The sequence below is a fragment of the Rhizobium lusitanum genome (genome assembly GCF_014189535.1).
GTDB lineage: Bacteria > Pseudomonadota > Alphaproteobacteria > Rhizobiales > Rhizobiaceae > Rhizobium > Rhizobium lusitanum_C.
In genome coordinates this window covers 1,496,679-1,516,184 of the sequence record NZ_CP050307.1, presented here as the reverse complement: position 1 = coordinate 1,516,184, position 19,506 = coordinate 1,496,679, and the positions used below count along the sequence as shown (strand labels likewise).

Annotated in this window: 15 protein-coding genes and 3 pseudogenes; 10 read left to right on the top strand and 8 right to left on the bottom strand. The window is 58.1% G+C overall.

Features of this window, described 5'->3' with window-relative positions; all coding sequences use genetic code 11:
• The first annotated feature begins 132 nt into the window (after positions 1 to 132).
• Positions 133 to 1,284, top strand: a complete 1,152-nt coding sequence (locus tag HB780_RS10025) for an ROK family transcriptional regulator (protein ID WP_183689678.1) — start codon at positions 133 to 135, stop codon at positions 1,282 to 1,284.
• A gap of 127 nt (positions 1,285 to 1,411) precedes the next feature.
• Here HB780_RS10025 and HB780_RS10020 read toward each other — a convergent pair.
• From HB780_RS10020 to HB780_RS10010, 4 genes and pseudogenes are all read right to left on the bottom strand, one after another.
• Positions 1,412 to 2,100: pseudogene (locus HB780_RS10020) on the bottom strand (IS6 family transposase).
• Between the two features lie 490 nt (positions 2,101 to 2,590).
• Positions 2,591 to 2,701: pseudogene (locus HB780_RS32980) on the bottom strand (chemotaxis protein CheW); the annotation flags it as partial.
• A gap of 19 nt (positions 2,702 to 2,720) precedes the next feature.
• Positions 2,721 to 4,619, bottom strand: coding sequence for a HAMP domain-containing methyl-accepting chemotaxis protein (locus HB780_RS10015; RefSeq protein WP_435693856.1), 1,899 nt, complete (start codon positions 4,617 to 4,619; stop codon positions 2,721 to 2,723).
• A 589-nt stretch (positions 4,620 to 5,208) separates the two neighbouring features.
• Positions 5,209 to 5,931: a helix-turn-helix transcriptional regulator gene (locus HB780_RS10010; RefSeq protein WP_183687339.1), complete on the bottom strand. Its 723-nt coding sequence runs from the start codon at positions 5,929 to 5,931 to the stop codon at positions 5,209 to 5,211.
• A gap of 242 nt (positions 5,932 to 6,173) precedes the next feature.
• On the opposite strand from HB780_RS10010, the gene HB780_RS10005 reads away from it, so the two are divergent.
• The gene (locus tag HB780_RS10005; protein WP_183686203.1) at positions 6,174 to 7,712 is read left to right on the top strand and encodes an IS3 family transposase; all 1,539 of its coding nucleotides are present in this window, start codon (positions 6,174 to 6,176) and stop codon (positions 7,710 to 7,712) included.
• A gap of 499 nt (positions 7,713 to 8,211) precedes the next feature.
• Here HB780_RS10005 and HB780_RS10000 read toward each other — a convergent pair whose 3' ends face one another.
• Complete coding sequence (locus tag HB780_RS10000; RefSeq protein WP_183687337.1) at positions 8,212 to 9,099, bottom strand: AraC family transcriptional regulator; 888 nt, start codon at positions 9,097 to 9,099, stop codon at positions 8,212 to 8,214.
• Positions 9,100 to 9,233: 134 nt separating this feature from the next.
• Between HB780_RS10000 and HB780_RS09995 the strand changes: the two genes are divergently transcribed.
• The 5 genes from HB780_RS09995 to HB780_RS09975 all read left to right on the top strand — a co-directional run bounded on the left by HB780_RS09995 (position 9,234) and on the right by HB780_RS09975 (position 13,246).
• Entirely contained in the window at positions 9,234 to 9,977 is a 744-nt protein-coding gene (locus HB780_RS09995) for an SDR family NAD(P)-dependent oxidoreductase (protein ID WP_183687335.1), read from the top strand.
• 16 nt (positions 9,978 to 9,993) lie between these two features.
• Complete coding sequence (locus HB780_RS09990) at positions 9,994 to 10,413, top strand: VOC family protein (protein WP_183687333.1); 420 nt, start codon at positions 9,994 to 9,996, stop codon at positions 10,411 to 10,413.
• A complete protein-coding gene (locus HB780_RS09985; protein WP_183687331.1) occupies positions 10,400 to 10,744 on the top strand; it encodes a YybH family protein in 345 nt (114 codons plus the stop codon). Before HB780_RS09990 ends, HB780_RS09985 begins: the two co-directional genes overlap by 14 nt.
• A gap of 34 nt (positions 10,745 to 10,778) precedes the next feature.
• On the top strand, positions 10,779 to 11,762 hold the full coding sequence (locus HB780_RS09980) for a saccharopine dehydrogenase family protein (RefSeq protein ID WP_183687329.1): 984 nt from the start codon (positions 10,779 to 10,781) through the stop codon (positions 11,760 to 11,762).
• Between the two features lie 605 nt (positions 11,763 to 12,367).
• Positions 12,368 to 13,246 carry a 3'-5' exonuclease gene (locus HB780_RS09975; RefSeq protein WP_286203035.1) on the top strand — a complete coding sequence of 293 codons (879 nt, stop codon included), beginning with the start codon at positions 12,368 to 12,370 and terminating at the stop codon, positions 13,244 to 13,246.
• 273 nt (positions 13,247 to 13,519) lie between these two features.
• On the opposite strand, the gene HB780_RS09970 is transcribed toward HB780_RS09975, so the two are convergent.
• From HB780_RS09970 to HB780_RS09960, 3 genes are read right to left on the bottom strand one after another with little or no spacing between them, the layout of a single operon-like run.
• Positions 13,520 to 14,038 (bottom strand): hypothetical protein, encoded by a 519-nt coding sequence (locus HB780_RS09970; protein ID WP_183687325.1) that lies wholly within the window; start codon positions 14,036 to 14,038, stop codon positions 13,520 to 13,522.
• Positions 14,038 to 15,066, bottom strand: a complete 1,029-nt coding sequence (locus HB780_RS09965) for an SAM-dependent methyltransferase (protein WP_183687323.1) — start codon at positions 15,064 to 15,066, stop codon at positions 14,038 to 14,040. Before HB780_RS09965 ends, HB780_RS09970 begins: the two co-directional genes overlap by 1 nt.
• Positions 15,063 to 15,869 (bottom strand): DUF1295 domain-containing protein, encoded by an 807-nt coding sequence (locus tag HB780_RS09960; protein ID WP_183687321.1) that lies wholly within the window; start codon positions 15,867 to 15,869, stop codon positions 15,063 to 15,065. The genes HB780_RS09965 and HB780_RS09960 overlap by 4 nt, the downstream gene beginning before the upstream one ends.
• Positions 15,870 to 16,067: 198 nt before the next feature.
• On the opposite strand from HB780_RS09960, the gene HB780_RS09955 reads away from it, so the two are divergent.
• The 3 genes and pseudogenes from HB780_RS09955 (at position 16,068) to HB780_RS09945 (ending at position 19,496) form a co-directional block, all read left to right on the top strand.
• Positions 16,068 to 17,429 (top strand): NAD(P)/FAD-dependent oxidoreductase, encoded by a 1,362-nt coding sequence (locus tag HB780_RS09955; RefSeq protein WP_183687319.1) that lies wholly within the window; start codon positions 16,068 to 16,070, stop codon positions 17,427 to 17,429.
• Positions 17,426 to 18,246, top strand: a pseudogene (locus tag HB780_RS09950) (DUF1365 domain-containing protein). The gene HB780_RS09955 and the pseudogene HB780_RS09950 overlap by 4 nt, the downstream one beginning before the upstream one ends.
• Complete coding sequence (locus tag HB780_RS09945) at positions 18,243 to 19,496, top strand: SAM-dependent methyltransferase (protein ID WP_183687317.1); 1,254 nt, start codon at positions 18,243 to 18,245, stop codon at positions 19,494 to 19,496. Before HB780_RS09950 ends, HB780_RS09945 begins: the two are co-directional and overlap by 4 nt.
• Positions 19,497 to 19,506 lie beyond the last annotated feature (10 nt).

Here is a 19,506-nt window from a genome sequence, read left to right as displayed (position 1 = left end):
CCACCGGCTAGATTGACCGGTCCTGATGAGGTAAGCAGGACACATTCCAGGGATTAAATTCCTCGGTATGACGGACGCAAGGCATTCTCAACCGTGTTTTACACCTATAGTGTAAATCAAATTGATCTAAAAATGAAGTATGATCCGCTAGACTATATTGCACCCCATTTTCTGCGAGGTTCACAACCTCCGCGGGTTGCCTCGCGCAATGAACGTGACTTATTGCGGCTGATCTGGAAGTCTCCGGGGATCGAACGATCTGATCTGAGCGAGCCGCTCGACCTCACTCAGCAATCTCTCCACAGGATTATCGCGCGGCTTCACGACCGAGGAATGGTTGCTTTCACATCGTCGGACGCTCGGCGCCCCGGCCCTCCTAGCCCGAAGCTCAGTCTTTGCAAAGACTGGTGTCTGACGCTCGGCATTTCCGTAAACGTTGGTTCGATCGGGCTTTGCCTCATGGGGTTCGGCGAGCCTTTGGAGAAAATGGAGGTTCCGCAGGTGGGATCGTCCCTTTCCTCGGAGATGGATCGCATCGAAGCCGGAATTGCGAACCTTCTTGCCCGTCGTGGAGCCAAGCGGCAGGACATCCTTGGCGTCGGTCTTGCCGTCAGCGGCCATCACATGCCGGACACGGCTTTCAATTGCCCCGTGCCGCTCGCCCATTGGTCATTGATCGACTTGGCGCCACTCCTTGGAAAGCAACTTGGCTTGCCGGTCTGGGTCGACAATGTTGCCAGGACGGCGGCATTGGCGGAAGCAATCTTCGGTGTCGGCCGCGAGGTTGCTAATTTCGCCTATATTTCCCATCTTCACGGTTACGGCGGTGGCCTGATTTCCGGAGGCATGCCCTTCCGCGGAAATTTCAGAAACGCCGGCGAATTTTCCGTTCTCTTCGGTCATCAGGATTACGGGGATCGTCCTGCGCTTGGTCTTCTGATTGAGCATTTGCGAATGAAGAGCCGACCGAACCTGACCTTGCGGGATCTCAAAAGCGAAGACGTCTCGACCTGGGATGGCGTTCAGGAGTGGATCGAACGCGTTGCGCCCGCGCACAACCTCGCCATCAACGCGATCTGCGCTGTATTTGACCCGGCCTTAATCGTCCTTGGTGGCGAGCTCCCACCCTCTTTGGCAAAAATGCTCATCGAACGCACGGAAATCAACAATCTGCCCCGGCACGGCGTATTGCGTGACGAGCCTCGGCTCGCCGTTGCGGAGGTGCTTGATGCCCCCGGCGCAATCGGAGCGGCATTGATTCCGCTATTTGAGACCATCCTATGAGTGGCCGCACCTTAATGAATCGAATGGACCGCCCGGTCGCCTGGCTTTGGACACGCAGGTCATGGTCAAAGCTGGTGGTGGCGTCGCCTTAATGACTGCGGTTTGAGACGATGCAGCGGTTCTGCTTTCATGCAGAAATCGACAAAGAAATTTCGCGCCATGTCGTGATGGTATCGCCGCGAAGTTTGCGATGATCGGCGGCAGTCAGATGCTTTCGATGGTGGAGGAAGAGTTTGGCGATCTGGCCGTTGGCTGAAACGAAAGACTGGCATTGTCGAGCCGATTTGAACCGCGTCATGCGCCGCTCGCGTCGCTGCACAGCCAGGTGAGAATTCTCCGCTCAATTGTTGAGGCCCTTGTGTGCACGAGTTTCAATGTCGGGGATCAATATAGCCTTTGCGGCGGCGTATGAGCGCAGCTTGTCGGTCACCATCACACGCAGCGTGAGGCCTTGGCTTTCAGCAGCTTTCGCATCAGTCGAACAGCGGTATTCTTGTTCCGCCGGCTTTGCAGGAGGGCGTCGAGAACATAGCCGTTGGCATCGACGGCGCGCCACAGCCAGTATTTCTTTGCCTTGATGGACACGAGCATCATCGTCAAGATGCCATTTGTCGGCGAATTTGCGACTGAACTTCGTGGCCCACTCTGACACGGTTTGAAACGAGATATCGACCCGCGCTCGGCGAGCAGGCTCTCGACGTCCGACAGACCCAGTGGGAACCGATGATAGAGCCATACCGCGTGGGTGGTGATCCCAGCAGGAAAGCGATGGCGCTTGTAGCGGCGTGCGGCAATGTCGGTGCCAAGCTTTGTCACGGAACACGCATACCATTCCGATCAGCAAAATTGGGTAAGGCGACGCCACCCGTTGGCGTGATCAATCTGCGCGGATCGCCGATCCCTGTCGGCGAGAACGAAGGGCCATGGCCGACCGTGTCATCAGTTGGGGGACCCGACACGGGGCCATGGCGTTGCTCGTCATCATGTCGAGCAATAGAAGACTGAAGGATCGAGCGGTCTGATCAAGTATGGTGGCCGACATATCCCCAGTTGTTCGGCACAGTGACATTAATATCCAGCGTAGAGCGGATACATATGCGCCTTTGGAACACGACTTGGCAGCACGACCAAAAATAGGCAAGCAGCGTTTTACGGCGCGACCTCGCTCGCCTTCAGGTGACCTGACACTGAATTTTCATGCAGCAGCGACTAGAGCCCGGCGCGTTATCAGGCCCTTCGATCTCGCCGGTCCGCGCGGATTGATCACGCCAACGATATCAGGCGGCGAATGTGGCGCTGGGGTCTAGGAAGACCATCCGCGAAGCTCGCGGATGGTGGTGGTTCTAAGAGAGAATTCTTGATTCGAGATTCGAAAGACGATGATCTCGAAGGCGCCGTTCACGGGTTCAGCCGGCAATTGAGCGAGGGAGCCATACTCAAAATTCCTCCCACTCCTTTACAGCGGCGGCGGTAGCTGTTTTGCCGCCGAAGACGCTGGCAAGTTTGTTGCCGAGGGTGCGGGCGGGTGAGGCCACCGGTCGGCTCGTCCGGTCCGCCGCGCGTGGCGGGGAGACGGTGCTATCTAGCTTGAAGCGCGCGACGAGGTCGCGCAGCTTGCTCGCTTCAAGCGCCAGGCTTGAGGCCGCCGCTGTCGATTCTTCCACCATCGCCGCATTCTGCTGGGTACTCTGGTCCATCGAATTGACCGCCGTGTTGATCTCGGCCAATCCCGTTGACTGCTCCTTGGCCGAGACGGCGATCGCGTTCATGTGGCTGTTGATCTGGCTGATGAAACCGCCGATATCGTTCAACGCTTCGCCTGTGTTACGCACCAGCTTGACGCCATTTTCCACTTCCGTCGACGAGTTCCGGATCAGCCCTTTGATCTCCTTGGCAGCTTGCGCAGAACGCTGCGCCAGTTCGCGCACCTCCTGGGCGACGACGGCAAAGCCCTTGCCAGCGTCACCGGCGCGCGCCGCTTCGACGCCCGCATTCAATGCCAAGAGATTGGTCTGGAATGCGATCTCGTCGATGACGCCGATGATATTGGAGATCTGGCGCGAGCTCTCCTCGATCCGGCGCATGGCTTCTTCCGCGTGCGAGACGACCTCGGTTGATTTCGCCGCACTCTGGTTGGCTTGCATCGCAACCGTCCTTGCCTCTTCGCTACGTTTCGTCGAGGAGCCGACATTGACGGTGATCTGGTCAAGCGCGGCCGCAGTCTCCTCAAGCGCGGCCGCCTGCTGTTCGGTACGCTTGGCGAGGTCCTGGGCGGCAGAGGCGATCTCGCGGGTGCCGTTGTCCATTGTGGCGATGCTTTCGGTGATCGCCGAAAGCGCCGCGCCGAGTTGGAGGACCGATTGGTTGAAGTCGTGGCGTAGCGGTTCGAAGTCTGGCGCGAAAGCCTCGTTCAACTGAAAGGCCAGATCGCCTGCGGCGAGCCGCTTCAGGCCAGCTCCGATATTGTCGGAAGCAAACCGCAGTTGCTCAGCTTCCATCTCGGAGCGCTTCTGGACTGCTACCCGTTCGACATCCTGACGCTCACGCATTGCATGTGCTTCACCTTCAAGCCGACTGTTGGTGATCGCAGCCTCACGGAATACTTCAACGGCGGCGGCCATCGCGCCAATCTCGTCTTGCCGGTCACGGCCGGGCGCTTCTTTTGTCGTATCTCCGCTGCTCAGCAGGCCCATATGGGCGGTCATTCGTGAGAGCGGCTTGATAATCCGCGACAGACTTAAAATCATGGCGGCAAACGCGACGATCATGGCGAAACCGAAGGCCAGGTACGCCGACGTGAGACTGGATACAATGGCGCCATCAGTACTGTCCAAATTGGCCTTGGTGTCGACAGTGTTCTGGTCAACATCCTTTTGGATCGTATCGCTTGCCTTTTCGTAGGCTGCCTTGCCATCGCCAAGCAGCAGAGCAACAGCCTCACCGCCTTGACCGCGATCCTTCAATATTTTGGCGCGCTGCCAAATTTGATCATAGGATGCAGATGCGTCGACATACCGCTGATAGATTGACCGCTCATTATCCGAGGTGATGGCTGGCAAGTATGTTGCGATATCCTTCGCTATCTCCGACTGCGTTTCCTGCAGGTTCCTCAGAATCTGTTGCTGCTGAGCGCCATCGCTCAACAGATACCCCAAGTGCTCCGTCCGAAGATCTCCGTAGTCAGCATTTAGCTGGCCAAGTGTCAGGACTGAGGGAACCGTATCCTCCGCAATCGATCGCGTAGATGTGTTGATGGCCGACAATGAACGGATAGAGACAAGGCCTTGAATGGCGGATACGGCGGCTAAAGTTCCGAAAAGGCAGAACAATGTCATTTTTATATTGATTTGCAACGGCATTGGTGTCCTCGAAGATAATAGAGCAATGGCACCGCCGGTGATGACCGGCGTCCGTGGAACAGAGAGCTTCGCGACGACTAAATGTGTTGATTAGAGCGTCCCGGGTCGGCGTGCGTGCCGAGATCGGAGCGTCAAGTCGCCAGGATGTTTCGGATGATGAGCGCAGGAAACAGCGCACCGAAGCCCGTCATTATGGCGGTAAGAGGTACAGACCGCACCTCATCGGATAACCCCAAATTTGGGGTCGAGTGCTTTATGAAATGTAAACATGCCGGGCGTGCGCAAATTGCATTGCGTATATTGGATATTTTGGCGCTTTTGAGTATGAGGCTCCCACGCAGCCCTGCGATGACAGACGTCTTGTCGAGGTGATCAGATTGATCGACGGTGTCAGTGTTTGAGCAGGGCCAGTATTTTGATAGCGCAAGAAGTAGGTATGATGACGATCGAGCCTGGCGACAGGCCCAGTCCGTTACTTGGCCAAGGCAACATCGTCAATCAGACCTGGTACGATTGGCTGACAATGTTCACAGCATCGGTGAGATCTAAACGCGACTGCGATGGATCAGTCGATCAGACGCTTTCCGATCGCTTCAGCGACCGCCTCAACCCGGTTGGATGCGCCAAGCTTGCGGACTGCGGATTTGAGATAACTATTGATCGTTTCCAGCGCATAGTCGGACGCAACGGCGATCTCCTCGCTCGTCAAACCCCGGCTAGCCATTTTCAAGCACAGCAACTCGCCCTTGGTTAGGCGGAGCTGGCTGGCTGCAAATCTATCCATGATTGGCTTGGTGACCGCGGCATGCAGCGGTTCGGCCATCAATGACAAGAACTCGAATTCGCCTTGAGTGAACGGCCTGGTGCTGGTGAAGCAGACTGCACCATAGACGGCATCCTTTCTGGACAACGGAAACAAGATCCTGTTCCGGATACCGTGAGCGCGCCCCAGATAAAGCAGCCTCTGCGGCGGCGAAATCAGGTCGAAGGCTTCTTCCTCGGTGTACGCCGTTTTCCTGGTCTTTCCCAAAGCAATCAGTGGGTCTTGAGGACTCATCTTTTCAGCAAAGTAGGTTTCCATGTAGAGCGGTGGCATGTTGGTGTCGATCGATTGACTGCTGCCTAGCTCATAGCCTTTCAGATCGAGGCCACCGATGGTCACGTACTCGAACGGAACCGCCATCCGCAGCATGTCCACGAATGCGTGGTCGTTCAGCTTTCGGACGGCCGGAACTGACGAAAGGTCGGCGCAGCTCGCAATATCGCTTAGACGATCGGCAGAGGCCATCGCGGTCCTTTTTGGAAGTTAAAGGGCTCTTGATTCGAACCATAAATGGTTAGCAGAACTCCGTGATTCGAGGGAAGACCCGATGACGCAGACGCCACCGATGGCCTCGATGGGTGAAGGTGCGTTTGTTTGAACCTGCGCAGAGCGTAATCACCGAAATTCTGCGACTGGACTGTCGGTTTCTGCACCAGATTGAACCTCAGGGGGTGCGGACGAAAACTTGGACCACCAGGAGGTAGTTCATGTATTCCTACGCAGACAGACTTCGAGCCGTTGAGCTTTATATCAGGCTTGGCAAGCGACTTAACGGGACCATTCGCCAGTTGGGTTACCCCACAAAGAATGCGCTGAGGGGTTGGTACCGCGAGTACGTACAGCATCTCGACCTGCGTATTCAGCCGGTAGCTCGAGCGCCAAAGTATTCCGAGAGTCAGAAGCAGGCGGCACTTGAGCATTACCGCACCCATGATCGTTGCATCTCTGCGACGATGAGGGCGCTCGGCTATCCTGGTCGAGGAACTCTGACCGCATGGGTACGGGAGGCCTTTCCGGAGACACGAACATCGATGGTCGGTCGATCGTGGCGCCCTGCCTATCCCGCAGCGGTGAAGCAAGCTGGTGTCATCGGACTATGTAGTGGAAATGAAAGCGCCCAACAGGTGGCTGACCGGCTGGGCGTCTGTAGGCCGACGTTGTACAACTGGAAAGACCAGCTACTCGGTCATGAGGCTCCTTCATCCATGAAACGCCGCAAAACCACCCCGCAGGCGCCGGAACGCGAGGAACTCGAGCGACAGCTTGAAGCCCTCCAACGTGATGTTCGCCAGTTGCAACTCGAGCATGACCTCCTGAAGAAGGCCAATGAACTCCTAAAAAAAGAACTGGGCGTCGATCTGCAGATCCTGAGTAATCGGGAAAAGACACAGCTGGTTGACGCCCTTAAAGATACCTATCGCTTGCCAGAACTGCTCGCACAGCTGCAAATTGCGCGAAGCTCCTACTTTTATCATCGCACGCGCATGTGTCTGGCAGACAAGTATGCCGCCGTCCGGCACAGCCTTGCGGAAATCTTTGAAGCGAACCGTCGTTGTTACGGCTACCGCAGACTACAGGCGTCACTGGCCAGGAAGAGCGTGATCATCTCGGAAAAGGTTGTCCAGCGCTTGATGAAGCAGGAGCACCTGGTCGTGGCCAGACCGCGCCGACGGCGTTTCGGATCATACTTGGGAGAAATAAGTCCGGCACCCGAGAACCTGATCAATCGCGACTTCCATGCGAAAGCGCCGAACGAGAAATGGCTGACAGACATCACCGAGTTCCAGATCCCAGCCGGGAAGGTGTATCTCTCGCCCATCATCGATTGCTTCGACGGAATGGTCATCAGTTGGTCGATTGGAACGCAACCAGACGCGGGGCTGGTCAATACTATGCTGGATGCAGCTATTGAGACCGTGACCGACGGCGAGGAACGGCCAATCGTCCATTCCGATCGCGGAGCCCATTATCGCTGGCCAGGCTGGCTAACGCGGATCAGCGAAGCGAAACTGGTTCGCTCGATGTCCCGAAAGGGCTGCTCACAAGATAACGCCGCATGCGAAGGCTTCTTCGGCCGATTGAAAACGGAACTATTTTATCCACGAGATTGGAAGACCATCACAATCGAACAGTTCGTCGCTGAGGTAGATGATTACATCCGCTGGTACAATGAAAAGCGCATCAAGATATCGCTGGGATCGCTAAGCCCCGTCGAGTATCGTAAGAGCCTCGGCATTAGCATATGAAGCAGTCCAACTTTTTATCCGCACCCCCCTCATTGCCATCCGGAGCTGACCCGCTTACTTCGCAAAAAACTATTATTGATCATTACCTTATCTCGATCAGCTGTAGTCAACCGCAGATGGAAAAATGGGTCAAAATGACTTGGAACCTAACACCTTCGCCGCTCATAAGAGGTTAGGCGATTCCTCTGGGGGCCGAAGGCAGCAGGTGCAAACCGGCGAAATCATATCCACAGCGCGCTGCGATATCGACGGTGAGCGCCGGTGAATTCTGAAGAAGCATCAAATGCTACTCCTAATCCAGATCCTTCACTCAAAGATCGAACTATTGGGAGCCGAAAGCTCTATTGTCGATCTAAGGCAATACAAATTATTGATATCGCAATTCTATTTGGTTTCGGCATTGAAATTTTACCGAGGGGTCGTCGGTTCGAATCCCTTCAAGGCGATGACAACTTTTCCCTACTCGTCGCGATTGAAACGAGGGGGTCAACGGAGGCCCCTATGCTGCTTTCAAATCACGCACGGCCTTCGCCAGATCTCTTGACGGCGGCAGACCGAACAGGCGGGCGTATTCTCGGCTGAACTGGTTCGGGCTTTCGTAACCTACGCCGAATGCAATCGATGTCGCGCTGCCATGGCCCGCGATGAGCTGCGAGCGCGCATGCAGAAGGCGGACGCGCTTTTGATATTGAAGAGGGCTGAGCGCCGTGACCGCCTTGAAATGCCGATGGAAGGCGGACACACTCAAGGCTGCCATTTCGGCAAGCGCCTCGACCCGGATCTGCTCGGCGAAATTCCGCCGGATCCATTCGATTGCTACACTGATACGGGAGAGGGCGGTGTCAGGCGTTGCGATATCGCGAAGCATCCATCCGTGCGGCCCCTGCAGAACGCGGAAAAGGATTTCCCGCTCATAGGCCGGGGCAAGTGCTGCGATCTCGTCTGGCCGTTCGACAAGGCGCATCATCCTGAGCCAGGCGTCGAGAAGCTCCTTCGTCACCGGGGCGACCGAGAAGCCTGAAACGAACAGCCCGCCACCTGACGGCTTCGCAATGTCCGACAGCAGCTTGGCGACAATTGTCGGATCGAGCGTCAGGCTGATCGCCAGATAAGGCTCTCCCGTATCCGATGGATGGACCGAACCCACTGCCGGAAGATCCACCGACATGACGAAATAGGTCGCCGGGTCATAGTGGAATGTTCTGTCACCGACCGTCATCGTTTTGCTGCCCGTCAGGATCAGGTTGATCATCGGGTCGTAGATGGCGGCGAGCTGGTGTTCGGGGATTTCGCCCTGAACCATGGCTACGCGCGGGATGCCCGTCTCGGTGCGTTTGTTCTCGGCACTTGAGGCCAAGGCCCGGAGTTCAAGTAGTTGCTGTTCCATGCGCGGACCTTGGCAGAGGCGAGAGGCGCAGACAAGTCAAAAGCAGGAATAGGCAAGTATCGAAGAGGATCGGGTGAGTGCGCGGTGTGCGATGGACGTAGGTTCATCTCACACCAAACACGAAGGAGAGACACATGAAAGTCGTCATCATCACCGGAAGCAGCCGCGGCCTAGGGGCCAGCACCGCCCTCAAATGCGCGGAGCGCGGCATGGGTGTTATTGTCACCTACAATAACACCCAAAAGTCGGCCCAGGATGTGGTCAATACCATCACAGCCAAGGGCGACAAGGCCGTGGCGCTGAAGCTTGATGTCGCCGACAGCCGCACGTTCCCGGCTTTCCGGGACGCCGTTGTCGCTGAGCTCGACACCGTATGGCGACGCCAGTCCTTCGACTACCTGGTCAACAATGCCGGATACGGACTCTTCAATCCAATCGCCACCGTGACTGAAGAACAGTTCGACGGCCTGTTCAACGTCCATCTGAAGGGTCCGTTCTTCCTGACCCAAGCCCTTCTTCCGCTCATGGAGGATGGCGGGCACATCATCAATATGACGAGCGCCACCACCCGCGTCGCCACAGCCGGCGTCGCTCCCTATGCAGCGTTCAAAGGCGGTCTCGAGGTGCTGACGCGCTACATGGCCAAGGAATTCGGCGAGCGCCGGATCAGGGCCAATTCCATCGCTCCCGGTGCCATCCGCACCGAGCTCGGCGGTGGACTGAACGACGAGTTCGAATCCATGCTGGCGGGCCAGACCGCCCTCGGTCGCGTCGGCGAGCCTGAGGACATCGGCGGCGTGATCGCAAGTCTGCTTTCCGATGAGAACCGCTGGATCAACGCCCAGAACATCGAAGTTGCGGGCGGCTACATCATTTAACGCGCAGGAGATCCATATGCTCGACCACGTCTTCATTTCGGTGAGCGACATCAGCCGCTCGATCGCTTTCTACGAGAAAGCACTTGCACCGCTCGGTATCGTTCATGCGATCGACTACGACGGCAGGCAAGGCCATGCCGGCCATCCTGATCTCAAGGGGTGTGGCGCGAACGGCCGGGTGTTCTTTTGGCTTCGCAAGGGTGTCGTCGAAGGCCGTGCTGCTCATGTCGGTTTTGTCGCCAACGGCAAGCCTGAAGTCGATGCTGCCTATGCGGCCGCCATTGGAGCAGGTGCCACGGAAATCCATCCGCCCGGACCGCAGCTTCACTACGACCCCCGCTACTACGCCGCCCAGGTGACAGACCCGGACGGCTACAGCCTCGAATTTGTCTATAAAACCTGGCAGCACGAAAGGCGAAGCCATGACCAAGATTGAAGCCGATAGCAGGATCGTGGATGCCTTGATCAGTGCCACCAACGGATACGATGTCGAAGCAGTCCTTGCGCTCTTCACGCCTAACGCGGTCATCGACGACCCGTCGACAGGCGAGCGATTTGATGGACATCCTGGCATCCGAGAGTATGTGGAACGATTTTTCGTTGGCTATCACACCGTGACAAAGCTCCTGTCGGTCAAGTCCCTCGATGCGAGCCGTGTTCGTGTCCGTGTCGAGTTCACAGGCGATTTCGGGCACGAGATCGGGCGGCTCGATCTCACTTTCGATCCTGGCGGCCTGATCGCTCGCATAGATGCCGATCTTGAATAGGGCCCGTGTGGGCCAAAAGAACTGGAACACTGACATGAAGAACATGATGATCTACGGAGCGACGGGCTATACCGGTCGCATGGCCGCCCAGCATGCTCATGCGGCTGGCACGCCGCTCGTTCTCGCAGGACGCAACGAAGCGACCCTTGCCACGCTTGCCTCTGAACTTGGTGTGCCATACCGCGTGTTCGCACTCGATGATGCCGCGGCCATCGACCAGATGCTGACGGATATCTCGGTTATACTGAACTGTGCCGGCCCGTTCATGCGGACGGCGGAAATCCTGATGAAGGCCTGCATCCGCAACGGCGTGCACTATATCGACACGGCTGCGGAACTCGATAGCTACCGGCTGGCGGAAGTCCTTGATGCCCAGGCAGCTGCGGCGGGCGTGATGCTCCTACCAGGTGGCGGTGGCAGCGTCGCGATGCTGGGAAGCCTGGCCGGGCACGCTGTAAACAGGGTCGAGGATCCCAGGAAGATCGGGATCGCGCTTCATGTCGCTGGCGGCCTGTCACGTGGGTCGGCAATCAGCGCGAGCAAAAACCTCACTGTCGAGACCTTCCAGCGCGTTGACGGCAAGCTGGTTGAGAAGGCCGTCAACGATATTCAGCAATTCGATTTCGGCAATGGGGTCGTGGATTGCTTTCCGGTCACGCTGCCGGATCTGATCACGATCTGGAAGGCCACTGGTGTGGCTGATATCGAGACCTTCGTTCACGTCACGGGGGACGGCTTCCCGCAGGGCGATCTCTCGGCGCTGCCCGACGGTCCGAGTGAGGAAGAGCGACGGGCCAACCGATATCAGGCAGTCGTTGAGGTAATAGGTGCCGACGGGACTATCGCCCGCGCGCTTCTCGACACTGTCAACGGTTATACCTTCACCGCGATGGCAGCAGCCGAAGCCGGACGGCGGGTGCTGGAGGGCGAAGCGGTTCCCGGGTTCCAGACACCCGCCGGACTGTTCGGCGACGGTTTTGCCGAGACGATAGCCGACACAACGATCGTCGACCTCTGATCGAAAGAGCGCTTCCTCACGGCTCGGGGACGTTTCGCGTGTACTCCGAATGTGATCTAAAATTTCTGTCTAGGTTCCATAAGTCTTTACGCCGTCAGACCGACTTAACAGGTCGTCGGTTTCGGCTCCCATCAGGGCGTTCACATCTGACTGCTCAAAAGCGCCACTGCGGCGGTAGCTGGTTTAAGAGCGGACCCGCGCGCCGGGGGTGTCGGTCCCGGTTTCCGGCGTTGCCGTCGCTATGCTAAACCTCCTGCGGCAACCCTTTTAACCGGTCTTGTGGGAGGCGAACGGCTTTCGCAGTTCCTGCTACAGCTGGTATGCCCTTCCTATTCCAGACGCTTCTGCGCAGCGACCCAAGAGCGGTCACTGCGTGAAACTGCGCGATCGTAAACCCTGCTCGCTAGGTTGGCTGAAATCGCACCCCCCACCAACAAGGTTAATCTGCAGATCGTGCCGTGTTTTGAAGGTGGAAAATTGGCGGCGGGGCTTAGACAACAGGAATGGCCGAACAGTTTGACATGTTTTCGGAGCAGGCTCCGCGCGACCATGCGGTCACGCGCGGCTCCCCCAAATTCGCTAAACCCTACAAACATGCCATCCCCATGAGTGAAGAGAACATGGTCCGACATCTGTCGCAGACAGGTCGATATCGGATCCTGCAGAAACTCGCGCCGCGCGCAATCGCACCATTCGCCCGGCCAGCATACCCCCTCAAGGGCACCATTCTCGACACCGAGACCACGGGCCTCAATGCTCGCAAGGATGAGATCATCGAGATTGGCGTGATCGCTTTCACCTTCGATGCGACAGGAAGCATCGGTGACGTCACCGGCATCTACGGTGGGCTTCAACAGCCAAGCGTTTCCATTCCCACTGAGATCACCAGGCTCACCGGGATCACGGATGATATGGTCGCCGGACAGTCAATCGATATGGCTGCGTTGCGGGCGCTGATTGAACCGGCTGATCTGCTGATCGCCCACAATCCCGGTTTCGACCGGCCATTCTGCGAGGCATTTTCTCACCTGTTTTCCGGCAAGCCCTGGGCTTGCTCCAACTCCGAGATCGACTGGTCGTCGCGGGGATATGAAGGTACCAAGCTCGGATACCTGATCGGGCAAGCGGGATATTTCCATGAAGGTCATCGCGCGGTCGACGATTGCTTTGCACTTCTGGAGGTCCTGGCTCGAGAAATGGATGGACCGGCTTCCACCGCTTTTGCCGAGCTCTATGAAGCAAGCCAGAGGTCGCGTGTCCGGATCTTTGCGGAGAACAGCCCCTTCGACATGAAGGACCATCTGAAGGCGCGAGGCTATCGCTGGTCCGACGGAAGCGACGGCCGTCCCAAATCCTGGTGGATCGAGGTTGGAGAAGAAGCGCTCGATGATGAGCTTCGCTATCTCAGGGCCGAAATCTATCGCTATCCAGACGCCGATCCACCCATCAAACGCCTCACGGCCTTCGACCGGTTCCGGGCCTGATCGCTCCCCCTCAGCCCGTCTGCTGATTGGACCCATGCTTTCAGCGCATCGCCGACCTGAGACCTTGTGTGTGAAACGGCTCCGAACATTCACCCCTTTCGGACGACATCTAAGTTGTTGAGTTTAAATAGCAATTTTTCAGGATTGCGAGGTCAGCGCCAGCAATTAGTTGACCCTAGCCAATGTCTCAATTTTCTAAGCGGTTCCAAATGGTTGTCGTGGACGCTCATGGGGTGAATGTTCGGAGCCGATTCACAGCCTCATAAATGAAATTTATCGGACGCCAGCGTAACGAAGCGCGATGAAAGCCATCAGGCTCGCGACCGCGAAGGCATTGAGGTTGAGCAAGATCGACAGGTCCGCGTCCGCCCAGGTGTGAAATGGTTCACCAACAGACATCCGAGAGATGACGAAAACCAAAAAGATGAAGGCGGTCACGCCGCGCTGCCACCATTTCTCTTCGGCATGAAATGACAGCGCCGCGAGCATGATGCAGGGTGCCAGGAAAAGCGCAGTGCCCGATCCGGCACCGAACAGCTTTGTCTCGAAGAGCGTATCGATCGTGCCTATGACAGGCAGCGCGATGCGGGCGGCAAGCGGCGATCGGCTTGCAAGAAACGGGATAGCCAGGAAGAAGGGGGCTGCAATCAGCGTGAACAGCGAAGCCACAATGCCATTCCCGAGGAGCCACCAGACATAGAGCGGGTAGAAGGGCTTGTTGGCTATGATCACCCAGGCGATCGTGATGCTCGCCCGGGTGAGGGAATCCGGGGATGTTCTAAGCCCTGACATCAGGCAACTGGCGTCATAAGGTAGTGGCCGACGCCCCAGATATCGCCGTTTTCATGACCGAACAGGCCGGCGGTCGCCAGGAAGAACAGGCGCCAGCGGCGCTGCCACAGCGAGGCATCCCTACCGTAGACACTTTTGAGGATCGGCTGAATGCGGTCTATCTCCCGGTCGAAATTTGCGAGCCAGTCGAGAGCCGTGCGGCGGTAATGCGTGCCGGACCAGCGCCAGTCTTGCTCTACCTTGAAGAGATCGCCGAAACGGTGAGGTAGGTCGAAAGCCGGCATGATGCCGCCGGTGAAGAAATGGCGGGCGATCCAGTCGGCGGGGTCGGAATGGTCGAAGCGATAAGAGCGATCCTTGTGCGCGAAGACATGCAGGAAAAGCTTGCCTTCGGGTTTCAGCCAGATACGGACCCGTTCGAGAAGGATGCGCCAATTGGACATGTGTTCGAACATCTCGACCGAGACGATGCGGTCATAGGTCTGACCAGCGGAGAAATCGTTCATGTCAGCGGTGATGACGGAGAGATTGCCCAAACCGCGCTGTTTCGCCTGCTGCAGGATATATTGGCGTTGCGAGTCCGAATTGGAGACGGAGGTGATCCGGGCATTCGGGAAACGCCGCGCCATGTAGAGCGACAAGGAACCCCAGCCGCAGCCAAGCTCGAGGATGCTCATGCCGTCCTGAATGTCGGCATGCTTGACCGTCTGCAAGAGCGCATGAGTTTCCGCTTCGGCAAGCGTCGTATCGGTGCTTGGATAAAAGCAGCTTGAATATTTCCGTTGCGGTCCGAGCACCAGGGAGAAGAACTCGGCCGGCACTTCGTAATGTTGGCGGTTCGCGTCGTCGGTATGGGTGGCGACCGGGAAATGCTTCATCGTCTCGAGGAAAGCATGTTCCGCTTCCTCGGACGCGGCAGCCAATTTTCGCTTGGTACGGCCGCAGAGGAAATCGATGCCGGCGAGCGTCATGCCGTCGGTGAGCGGGGTCCGCTCTGCGGTGTTGATGGCAAAAGCCAGCATGTTCATTGCAAGTCTCCTTGTTGGCGGGATTGGGGTTTGCGGGGGCCGGGGAAGAAGGCGTTGACGCGGATCTGCAGTCCACGGAACGTTTCGCCGCGCGATCTCAGCATGTGTTCTTCGAGCGGTGGGATGCCGGAGACGTGGACCAGCAGCCAGTACATCAGCGCCGGCGCAAGCGGGGAAAGCCAGCTCCAGGGACTTACGGAGAGCGCGAAGAGCGGCCAGGCGCACCAGCCGAGCCATTCGAAGAAGTAATTGGGATGACGGGAGTAACGCCAAAATCCGATCTCACAGACTGCAGTCTTGGCGCCCGGCGTCTTGCGGAAGCGAGCAAGCTGTACGTCCGAGATTGCTTCACCGCCGAGCGCTATGACTGCGACCAGGATGGCGATGAAATCGGATGCGCGTGGATAGAGCGCGGTGTTGGCGGCCGCGAGATAGACGGCAAGCACGAGTATGAAGGCAGCAAGCGCCTGAACCTGTAGGAAGACGAAAAGACGCCAGGGCGCCGAATCGCCCCATCCTTCGACAAGTTTGGCATAGCGCGGATCTTCGCCACCGCCTCTGGTGCGCGCACCGATATGGTAGCCGAGCCTGAGCGACCAGGCGGCGATGATGGTGATGACCGCAACGCGCCGGTCAAACGCGCCGTCGGCGAAGGTCGCCGCGCCAATGCCGCCGAGCCCGACCGCGAATGACCAGATCGTATCGACCCAGCCGCTCGCGCCGGTCTCGCGCTGCACTGTCCAGGCGCCCGTCATTGCAAGGGAAAGGCAGATCGCGATGAAAGCCAGAAGAAGGTAGTCCATCAAACCCCTCGCGTTGCGGGATGCATCATTGCGCTCGTTCCCGCATCTACGGAGTGCAGGGGAAACTAGTTTCGTCCCGCCTCAAGAAATTCGATCGAAAAAATGTCGGCTCCGTGAAACTCGCCGCGGAAACCTCTCGTAACTGTTTCGAAGCGGCCGAAGACACGGCTGGGATCATCGCGCGGAAGAGAGGATTTCATGGGTTATCACGACCGGAACACAGGCGGCAGACGTCTGAATATCGCAATCGTGGGGACCGGCATTTCAGGTCTCTCGGCGGCGTGGCTGCTGTCGCAGCGCCATGACGTCACCGTCTTTGAAGCGGCCGATCGTGTCGGTGGCCATAGCAATACGGTGGATTTCGACAGTACAGCCGGCAGCATTTCGGTCGATACTGGCTTCATCGTTTACAACGAGGTCACCTATCCCAATCTTACCGCACTGTTTCGCACGCTGGATGTCCCGACGGTGGCTTCCAGCATGTCGTTTGCGGTATCGCTCAACGACGGCGCCTATGAATATTCCGGCGGTACCGGGTTCGGGCTGTTCGCGCAAAAATCAAATGTCATCAACCCGCGCTTCTGGTCGATGATGCGCGATCTCGTGCGGTTCTATCGCAATGCGCCGCGCGATCTGCCAACGATGGGCGGCATCTCGCTGGCCGATTATCTGCTGCGCAACGGCTATGGCCGCGCTTTCCGCGATGACCACCTTTATCCGATGGCGGCGGCCATCTGGTCGACACCGGCCATGGAGGTCGGCCGGTATCCGGCGGCGCACTTCGTGAGATTCTGCCGCAATCACGGTCTGCTTGAACTCTGGAACCGCCCGATCTGGCGCACGGTCAAGGGTGGCAGCCGTGAATATGTGAAGCGGATGACGAGCGGGTTCGCCGACCGCATCCGGCTCTCGACACCGGTAAGGGCGATCCGCCGGATGTCCGATAGCGTGGAGATCATCGACGCCCATGGCGGGCGGAATGTCTTCGACGATGTGGTGATCGCCACCCATGCGGACCAGGCGTTGCGAATGCTGACTGACGCAAGCCGGCAGGAGCAGCGCATCCTCGGGGCTTTCTCCTATTCTCGCAACGAAGCGGTCCTGCATGGCGATACCGGTCTCATGCCGAAGCGCCGCGCCGCGTGGTCGAGCTGGAACTATCTGGCCGATACGCGCGAGGCGCCGACCCAGCCGTCGATTACCTACTGGATGAACCGGCTGCAGCCGCTCGGCCAGGCGCCGCCGGTCTTCGTGACGCTCAATCCACGCCGCGCGCCGCGCGAGGCGACGATTATCCGCCGCGAGGTCTATGAACATCCGGTCTTCGACATGGGTACGGAGCGGGCACAGCAGGAAATCTGGTCGCTGCAGGGCATCCGCAACACATGGTTCTGCGGCGCGCACTTCGGTTCCGGCTTCCACGAGGATGGTCTACAGGCAGGACTTGCCGTGGCTGAAGATCTCGGCGGCCTGCGCCGGCCCTGGCAGGTGGCGCAGGACAGCGCCCGGATCGTCCGCAAGCCGGTCATCGATCCCACCACGCAAGAGGTGTTGGCATGAAGGCCAAACTGCAATCGGCACTGTTTCCCGGCCATGTGACGCATGCGCGGCTGACACCGAAGGTGCATAAGCTCGCCTATCGCATCTATTCACTGCTGATCGATCTCGATGAACTTGATGAACTCGATCGCCGGCTGCGCTGGTTCTCCGTCGACCGGTTCAATCTTTTTCATTTTACCGCAGGGATCGCGGCGACCGCTCGGGCTCGGACCTGCGCGCGCAGGTCGAACACTCCATGCGAGCGGCCGGCGTCGAGCCAGACGGTGGTCCGATCCGGCTCCTGACCATGCCGCGGCTTCTCGGCTGGGCTTTCAATCCGCTCAGCGTCTTCTTCTGTTACGACAGGAGCGGGCAGCTCGGGGCCATCCTGTGGGAGGTCGACAACACCTTCGGCGAGCGCCATGGCTACATGATCCCCGTCGAGGATGAAATCGGCGGCGCGATCGTCCAGCATTGCGACAAGGTATTCCATGTCTCACCGTTCATGGACATGGATCTCCGCTACACGTTCCATGTTTCTCCGCCCACGAACAAGCTGGCGATCCGGATCGACACGTTCGACGACAAGGGCCTGGTGCTGACAGCACGGCACGTCGCGCGGCGCGTGGAGCTCTCGGACAGAGCCTTGCTCAAAGCCTTCATCGCCATCCCATTCCTGACACTCAGGGTGATCGGAGGCATCCATTGGGAAGCTCTCAAGATCTGGCTGAAAGGCATTCGTCTGCGCGAACACCCGCGCCCGCCGGAAAAGCCGGTCTCCCTTGTCAGTCCCCCATCCGCACACAGCATCCACACACAGCAAGGTCGAGGTTTATGAGTTCGCTTGAAGATTTCCCCGGTATCCCGCTCGATGCTTCCACCGAAACGGACAGGCTCGGTTTTGGCGGCAGGTTGCTCGAGCGTCTGCTTGGCAATATCCGTTATGGACGGCTGAGAATAGAGCTGCCATCAGGCGCATTGATCGAGAAAGCCGGATCGGAACCCGGGCCGGACGCTACGATCGTCGTGAGACGCTGGCGCATGCTGCGCCGTCTTCTGACCGGCGGCGACATCGGATTTGCCGAGAGCTACATCCATGGAGACTGGGCAACGCCGGACCTCACAGCAGCCATCCGCTTTGCGGCGAGGAACGGTGAGGCGCTTGCCCCGGCGATCCATGGAACTCCTTTGATGCGGCTCTTCTATAGGCTGGGAAATCTGCTGAACGCCAACACAAAGCGCGGCAGCCGAAAGAATATCGAGGCGCATTACGACCTCGGGAATGACTTCTACAAGGAATGGCTCGATCCTTCGATGCTCTATTCATCGGCAATCTGGGATTCGGCTACACCGACGCTCGAAGCCGCCCAGCAGCGCAAGCTCGAGAGGGTTCGCCAAAAGCTCGCCTTGAGCGGCGGCGAGACAATTCTTGAGATCGGCTGCGGTTGGGGCGCTCTTGCCACGCATCTTGCCTGCAAAGCGGATGCGAAAGTGACTGGCATCACGCTCTCGCCGTCGCAGCTCTCCTGGGCGAAGGATGCGGTGTTTAAGGCCGGCCAGGACGAGCAGATCGATCTTCGGCTGCAGGACTATCGCGATACGAACGGACAGTTTGACCGCATCGTTTCGATCGAGATGTTCGAAGCGGTCGGCGAGGCCTATTGGCCAACTTATTTCCAGACGCTGAAGCGCTGCCTGAAACAGGGCGGTCGTGCGGTGCTGCAAATTATCTCAATCGAGGAGAGCCGTTTCGAGACCTATCGTCGGGATACGGATTTCATCCAGAAATACATCTTTCCCGGCGGCTTCCTGCCGTCCGATTCCGCACTTGCGGCTGAGGTCGCCAAAGCGGGCCTGAGGCTCACCGAGACCGAGCATTTCGGCAAATCCTATGCTCGCACCCTCGCCGAGTGGCGGGTGCGTTTTCATGCGCACTGGCCGGCTATCGCTGCTCTCGGTTTCGACGAGCGCTTCAGGCGGCTTTGGGACTATTACCTTTGTTACTGCGAAGCCGGCTTCGAAGAGGGAGCCATCAACGTCGGTTTCTACACGATCGAGCATTCCGAGGCGCAAGGGGCGGCGGCATGAGAGAAGGCAT

Bases quoted from the DNA above. Each gene is read 5' to 3' on its own strand.
- HB780_RS09945 (WP_183687317.1), top strand. From the start codon at position 18,243: ATGAGTTCGCTTGAAGATTTCCCCGGTATCCCGCTCGATGCTTCCACC.
- HB780_RS09960 (WP_183687321.1), bottom strand. From the start codon at position 15,869: ATGGACTACCTTCTTCTGGCTTTCATCGCGATCTGCCTTTCCCTTGCA.
- HB780_RS10000 (WP_183687337.1), bottom strand. From the start codon at position 9,099: ATGGAACAGCAACTACTTGAACTCCGGGCCTTGGCCTCAAGTGCCGAG.
- HB780_RS09985 (WP_183687331.1), top strand. From the start codon at position 10,400: ATGACCAAGATTGAAGCCGATAGCAGGATCGTGGATGCCTTGATCAGT.
- HB780_RS10025 (WP_183689678.1), top strand. From the start codon at position 133: ATGAAGTATGATCCGCTAGACTATATTGCACCCCATTTTCTGCGAGGT.
- HB780_RS09965 (WP_183687323.1), bottom strand. From the start codon at position 15,066: ATGAACATGCTGGCTTTTGCCATCAACACCGCAGAGCGGACCCCGCTC.
- HB780_RS09990 (WP_183687333.1), top strand. From the start codon at position 9,994: ATGCTCGACCACGTCTTCATTTCGGTGAGCGACATCAGCCGCTCGATC.
- HB780_RS09980 (WP_183687329.1), top strand. From the start codon at position 10,779: ATGAAGAACATGATGATCTACGGAGCGACGGGCTATACCGGTCGCATG.
- HB780_RS09970 (WP_183687325.1), bottom strand. From the start codon at position 14,038: ATGTCAGGGCTTAGAACATCCCCGGATTCCCTCACCCGGGCGAGCATC.
- HB780_RS09955 (WP_183687319.1), top strand. From the start codon at position 16,068: ATGGGTTATCACGACCGGAACACAGGCGGCAGACGTCTGAATATCGCA.
- HB780_RS10005 (WP_183686203.1), top strand. From the start codon at position 6,174: ATGTATTCCTACGCAGACAGACTTCGAGCCGTTGAGCTTTATATCAGG.
- HB780_RS09995 (WP_183687335.1), top strand. From the start codon at position 9,234: ATGAAAGTCGTCATCATCACCGGAAGCAGCCGCGGCCTAGGGGCCAGC.
- HB780_RS10010 (WP_183687339.1), bottom strand. From the start codon at position 5,931: ATGGCCTCTGCCGATCGTCTAAGCGATATTGCGAGCTGCGCCGACCTT.
- HB780_RS10015 (WP_435693856.1), bottom strand. From the start codon at position 4,619: ATGACATTGTTCTGCCTTTTCGGAACTTTAGCCGCCGTATCCGCCATT.
- HB780_RS09975 (WP_286203035.1), top strand. From the start codon at position 12,368: ATGAGTGAAGAGAACATGGTCCGACATCTGTCGCAGACAGGTCGATAT.